The 6,017-nt window shown below is 73.4% G+C and carries 6 protein-coding genes; 2 read left to right on the top strand and 4 right to left on the bottom strand.

Annotated elements, in window-relative coordinates; translation table 11 throughout:
* Nucleotides 1-142 precede the first annotated feature (142 nt).
* The gene (locus DQ240_RS15015) at nt 143-628 is read left to right on the top strand and encodes a GtrA family protein (protein ID WP_113840421.1); all 486 of its coding nucleotides are present in this window, start codon (nt 143-145) and stop codon (nt 626-628) included.
* Nucleotides 629-660: 32 nt separating this feature from the next.
* Here DQ240_RS15015 and DQ240_RS15010 read toward each other — a convergent pair whose 3' ends face one another.
* On the bottom strand, nt 661-1,632 hold the full coding sequence (locus tag DQ240_RS15010; protein WP_113840420.1) for a ferritin-like domain-containing protein: 972 nt from the start codon (nt 1,630-1,632) through the stop codon (nt 661-663).
* Between the two features lie 161 nt (nt 1,633-1,793).
* On the bottom strand, nt 1,794-2,537 hold the full coding sequence (locus DQ240_RS15005) for a TetR/AcrR family transcriptional regulator (RefSeq protein ID WP_199589333.1): 744 nt from the start codon (nt 2,535-2,537) through the stop codon (nt 1,794-1,796).
* Nucleotides 2,538-2,631: 94 nt separating this feature from the next.
* On the opposite strand from DQ240_RS15005, the gene DQ240_RS15000 reads away from it, so the two are divergent.
* Nucleotides 2,632-4,842, top strand: coding sequence for an MMPL family transporter (locus DQ240_RS15000; protein ID WP_113840419.1), 2,211 nt, complete (start codon nt 2,632-2,634; stop codon nt 4,840-4,842).
* 46 nt (nt 4,843-4,888) lie between these two features.
* Here the strand turns inward: DQ240_RS15000 and DQ240_RS23325 are convergent, their stop codons facing one another.
* Nucleotides 4,889-5,035, bottom strand: a complete 147-nt coding sequence (locus tag DQ240_RS23325; RefSeq protein ID WP_158548735.1) for a hypothetical protein — start codon at nt 5,033-5,035, stop codon at nt 4,889-4,891.
* A gap of 134 nt (nt 5,036-5,169) precedes the next feature.
* Complete coding sequence (locus DQ240_RS14995) at nt 5,170-5,631, bottom strand: NUDIX domain-containing protein (protein ID WP_113840418.1); 462 nt, start codon at nt 5,629-5,631, stop codon at nt 5,170-5,172.
* Nucleotides 5,632-6,017 lie beyond the last annotated feature (386 nt).

Here is a 6,017-nt window from a genome sequence, read left to right as displayed (position 1 = left end):
GGCGTTAGCGTGGGCCACAGAGACCTCCGGTTGGGAACGGCGACGTCAAGCACCGCCACTCCTTCCGGAGGTCTCCTTGTTGATCAAGCCGCCACGCCGACTGTCAACAACGTCCCTGGTTGCGACACCTAGGCTGCTCGGCGTGCGGAGCTCCTGGTGGTCGCTCCCACCGGTCACCGGCGCCTGGCGCCGCCTGGTGCGGGAGCTGTCCGCCTTCGGCGTCGTCGGTGCGATCTGCTTCGCCCTCGACCTCGTCCTGTTCCAGCTGCTCTACGCCTCCGCGGGCGTCCCACCGGTCCTCGCCAAGGCCCTGGCCACACTGGTCACGTCCACCGTGGCCTTCGCCGGCCACCGGTTGGTCACCTACCGCCGTCGGCCCCGCGCCTCCGTGCGCCGCGGCTACCCGCTGTTCGCGGCGATCAACGCGGCGACGCTGTTGCTCGGGCTCGGGATCATCGCGTTCGTGCGCTACGTGCTGGGCCAGGAGGGCGCGCTGGTCCTGCAGATCGCCAACGTCGCCTCGATCGTCATCGGCACCGCGCTGCGGTTCGTGAGCTACCGGCGGTGGGTGTTCCCCGAGGCGGCGCCCGGAGCCGCCCCCGCACGGCGGGAGGCCCGCACCCCCTGAGGGGTGCGGGCCTCCCGAACGGGTCCGCGGCGTCAGCTGTCGACGCCGACGACCTCCTTGGCGACCGCGGCCAGGGCGACCTGGGCGGCGCTGATGACGCTCGACCGGTTCTTGTGGGTCTCCTCGTACCGGATCACGACGTTGATGTCGTGCGGCGAGCGGAGCGCCTTGGCGGCCTTGGCCGCGTCGGCCGTGCTCATCGAGTCGAAGCCCTTGATCGGCAGCTCGTCGGCGGTGACGTCGCCGAGCTCCTCGCGGGCGGACCTCGCGGCGTCGGCCGCGTCGCGGTTGCCCTCGCGGCGGGCGATCCGCTCGGCCCGGCGCAGCGCGGCGGACCGGCCGACGGTCAGCGTCTCGCGGACGGCGCCGGTGAAGGAGCTGGCCTTGTCGGCCACCTCGCCGAGCCGGTCCCCGGCCTCGTCGCGGACCTGCTGGGCGCTGTCGAGCACCTCGTTGACGCGGTTGGCGACGAAGCGCACCGGGGCGTTGGCGGCACGGGCGGCCGTCCCGGCGACCCGCTGCAGCGGGGTCGGCATCAGGGCGGCGGGGCCACCCAGCGCCTCCTCGGCGAGCACCACGGTGAGCCACTCGACGGTGGCCTTGTGCGCCGTGATCAGGCGCTCGGCCAGGTGCTCCACCTTGGGCAGCTCGGCCTTGGTGGCCAGCGCCTTCACGTAGGTGGCGCGGTCCAGCAGCTGGTGCTCGAGCTGCAGGTCGGTCAGCAGGGCCTCCTCCAGCGGGGCGGCCTGCTCGAAGGTGGCCTTCAACACCGCGGAGAGCCGGCCCAGCGCCGGGGTGACGACGTCGGGCACACCACCGAGAGCGCGCAGCTGCTCGGTGATCAGCCGGGTCCGCTCGGCGGCGTGGTCGGCGTTCTGGTTCAGCTCACGGCGCACGGCGTCGGTGCGGGCCTGCGACACGCGGGTACGCGCGACCTGCTCCTCGGTCTGCGTGAGGAGCACGAGGGCGCGGAGCTGGTTGACGATCTTGGTGTTGTCGGTCATGACGGGGAACTCCAGACATCGGGGATGACCTGACGTCTGGATGGGTGCCCCGCCTGGACCGGGCGCTAACTTCTGCAAGCAGATTGCTAGCAGTGACCCTCGCCACGCCGAGTCGACATGTCGACCGCGGGCGCCCGATCCCGCCGTGGACCGCCGGCCGCTCAGGACGGCGGCGAACAGTCCTCGACGATGCCCAGCTCCGACGCCACCCGCCGCATCTCCGACTCGAACATCGGCTCCGGATCGGCCAGCGCGAAGCGCAGGTGGCCGAAGACCTCCATGCAGACCATGCCGTAGAGGCGGATCCAGCAGGAGAGGAACACCGACATCACGCCGAGCGGCAGGGCGACGGGGAGCTTGGCGCACCACGCCTCGAGCTGTTCCTGGAGCTCCGGGGTCAGCTCGCCGTCCGCAGGGACGGGGAACGGCTGCTCCAGGTACACCTGCGCCATCAGGGCGGCGAAGACGCCACCGAAGCGCCGGCCGGCGAGCTCGGCGGGGCCCTCCGCGACGTCCCCCGACACGACCCCCTGTGCGGCACTGCCGAACAGCAACCCGAACTCGGCGTGGTGGGTGGTCGCCCAGTGCCGGAACGCCCGCGCGGCCGCCAGCAGCTGCGCGCCCGGGCGGGGCGGCCGGACGGCGTCCCGGGCGGCCTCGAGGTGGTCGCTGAGCTCGTCGTAGAGGTCGGCGACGAGCTGCTCGACGAGGTCCTCGCGGCTGGGGAAGTAGCGGTACAGCGCGGGGGCGGACAGGCCCATCTCCCGCGCGATGGCCCGCAGTGCCAGCCCCTCGGGACCGGAGGTCACCAGGACCCTGCGTGCGGTCTCACGGATCTCGCGCACGGTGTCTGCCCGGGCCCGCTCGCGCCGGGTCCCGATCTCCGGGGACGCGCCGTCCGCCATCGCGGTCCCCCTTGACGTCAGTGAACGGTGTATGCAGAGTTATCGGCGTTAGCTAACGCTGTTCACTCACTCTACCGGCTCCCCGGGAGGACCCGTGTTCGAGACCCTCGGCCGAGTGATGTACCGGCGCCGCCGGACCGTCGTCGTCGTGTCGTTGCTGTTCCTGCTGGTCGCCGGCGTCTGGGGCACCGGGGTGTTCGGCAAGCTGACCGGTGCCGGCTTCGAGGACCCCGACAGCGAGAGCTCCCGGGCCGCCGACGTGGCGGAGCGGGAGCTGGGCCGGGAATCGGCCGACGTCGTCGTCCTCTACCGCAGCGACGAGCTGACCGTCGACGAGCCCGCCTTCCGCGCCGCCGTCCAGGACTCGCTGGCCGCGCTGCCGCAGGACCTGCTCGCCCGCACCACCACCTACTGGTCCACCGGCGCCGACCCGCTCGTCAGCGAGGACCGGCAGGCGACCTACGCGGTCCTGCAGCTCGCCGACGGGGCGGACGACGACGAGGCCATGACCGCGATCGAGGACGAGCTCTCCGCCGACGGCCTGACCGCGTCGCTGGGCGGCAACGCGGTGGTGAACCGGGACATCAACGAGCGCGTGGGCGCCGACATCGCACGGGCCGAGATGATCTCGCTGCCGGTGCTGGCGGTGCTGCTCGTGGTCATCTTCGGCAGCCTCGCCGCGGCCAGCCTGCCCCTGGCGATCGGCGGGACGGCCATCCTCGGCGCCTTCACCGCCCTGCACGTGGTCAGCGGCTTCACCGACGTCTCGGTGTTCGCGGTCAACGTGGTGACGATCCTGGGCCTCGGCCTGGCCATCGACTACGGCCTGTTCGTCGTCAGCCGGTTCCGGGAGGAGATGGCGCGACAGGCATCGGTGGAGGACGCCGTGGCCCGCACGATGGCGACGGCCGGCCGCACGGTCGCCGTCTCCGGCGCGACGGTCGCCATCTCGCTGGCCGGGCTGACGATCTTCCCGCAGGTGTTCCTCCGCTCGATGGGCTTCGGCGGGATGAGCGCCGTCCTCGTCGCGATGCTGGCCGCCCTCACCCTGCTCCCCGCGCTGCTGGGGATGCTCGGCCCGCGGGTGGAGGCGCTGTCGGTCCGCCCCTTCCTGCGCCGGCTGACCCGCCGGCCCGCCGTCCCCGCGCCGGCCGGACCGGACGAGCACGGCGCCTGGTACCGGATCGCCCGCAGCGTGATGCGCCGGCCGATGGTCTACGCCGTCGCCGTCATCGCGCTGCTGGTGGTGCTGGCGCTGCCGTTCCTGCGCGTGCAGTTCGGCGCCATCGACGTCCGGGTGCTGCCCGCGGGCACCGAGAGCCGGGTGGTCTCCGAGACCATCGACGCCGACTTCCCCGCCGCGCCGGAGGCTCCCGTGACGGCGATCGTCTCGCTGCCGGACGCGGTGGACTCCGCGGCCGGCTCGGCGGCGCTGGACCGGTACGTCGCGGCGGTGGCGACGGTCCCCGGCGTGGACGGCGCCACGGTGACCTCCGCCGCCGGGGACACGGCCCGGGTGGCGGTGGCCTACGGCGGCGACCCGGTCGACGCCGACGCCCGCGCACTGGTCGAGGCGGTCCGGGACGTGCCGGTGCCCGACGGGGTCGAGGTCCTGGTCGGCGGCGAGAGCGCGGTCATGGCCGACCTGCTGGACAGCCTCGGGTCGCTGCTGCCGTGGATGGCGCTGCTGGTCGTGGCGACGACGCTGGTCCTGCTGTTCCTGGCCTTCGGCTCGGTGGTGCTGCCGGTCAAGGCGGTGCTGATGAACGTGCTGTCGCTCGGGGCCTCGTTCGGCGCGCTCGTCTGGATCTTCCAGGAGGGCCACCTGTCGGGGTTCCTGGACTTCACGCCCACGGGCTTCGTCGAGGCGACCCAGCCGATCCTCGTGCTGGCGATCGTCTTCGGGCTGTCGATGGACTACGAGGTCTTCCTGATGTCCCGGATCCGGGAGCAGTACGACCTCACCGGCGACAACACGACCGCCGTGGCCACCGGGCTCCAGCGCACCGGCGGGATCATCAGCAGCGCGGCGCTCCTGCTGGTGGTCGTGATCGGCGCCTTCTCGCTGTCGGGCATCACGTTCATCAAGATGATCGGCGTCGCCATGCTCATCGCCATCGTGGTGGACGCGACCGTGGTCCGGCTGCTGCTCGTCCCGGCCACGATGCGGCTGCTCGGGCGGGCCAACTGGTGGGCGCCGGGACCGCTGCGCCGCGTCTACGCCCGCTACGGCATCCGGGAGGACGACGGCGGGACCTCGGCGGTGGCGGCGCCGGCTCCCGCGGAGCTCGCCCCCGCTCCCTGACCGGTCCGGCCGGCCGCACCGCTGCTGGCGGTGCGGCCGGTGGCACTCAGGTGGTCCGCGCCGGCGCGGGGACGGCGGGCTTGCGGCGGGTCTCGAGCCGGAGCACCGGCTGCGTCATCGAGAGCAGCTCGACGCCACAGGAGGTGCAGTAGGCGCCACGCTGGTCGTGGGTGCCGCAGGTGGGGCAGGACACGGGCTCTCCTCCGCTCGGGAGTCCGCCGGGGACTCGGGCGGGCGAACGATGGCACGCCCGGCGGCCGATCCCGTACCGCGTGGGACTCCTGGGACGACTCGTCAGCCAACCGTCATGAACGCTCCCCGCGCCCGTCACCCACCGGCCAGCGCGGCGAGCCGGTCGAGGAAGGGGACCTGGCCCCTGACCAGCTTCTCCCGGGCCTGGGCGAGCGGGAACCAGGCCGCCCGGTCGATCTCCGGGAACTCCTGCACCCGACCGGAGCGCGGGGGCCACTCGAGGGAGAAGGTGTTGCTGCGGCACGTCGTCGCGTCGAGGTCCCCCTCCGCCGCCCAGACGGCGAGCACCTTCCCCGAGGCCCTGAGCTCACCCAGGGGCACCAGGTCCGCCGCCGGCACCGGACTGCCCAGCTCCTCGGCGAACTCCCGCCGTGCCGCCGTCTCGGGGTCCTCGTCGGCGGCGTGCTCCCCCTTGGGGATCGACCAGGCGCCGTCGTCCTTGCGGGCCCAGAACGGTCCGCCCATGTGGCCGAGCAGCACCTCGGGGCCCGCCGGTCCGCGACGGTGCAGCAGCACCCCCGCACTCCGTCTCGGCACGCCCCCACCCTGGCACGGCGGGGTCAGCCGGGCCGGGGTCCGGTCCGTGCGGGGCGGGTCCAGCTGGAGCGCACCCGGACGATCGTCGCGGCGCGGGCCCGTTCGCAGGCGGGGCAGCGACCGGTGGGCGTGCAGGACGGACAGGACATCGGGACCTCCCGGGGAATCGGTGCCGGGGACCGTGGCAGCAGCCGGCGCGCCACCGGGCCGACGGCGCGCCGGTGGGGTGAGACGTCATCTGCGCGACATCCACCGCTCGCCTGCGGGGACGCCACCGCTCGTGCGCGGATCGGCAGACCAAGGCGCGCACCGCACCGGTGCAGGTCAACGGCACGCATCTCACCGTCACGCCGGTTCCGTCCGTCACAGCCGTCCCAGGAGGCGCC

The organism is Blastococcus sp. TF02A-26, assembly GCF_003319125.1.
Classification (GTDB): Bacteria; Actinomycetota; Actinomycetes; order Mycobacteriales; family Geodermatophilaceae; genus Trujillonella.
Note: the sequence above shows the minus strand (reverse complement) of the source record. Positions and strands in the feature narration are given on the sequence as shown.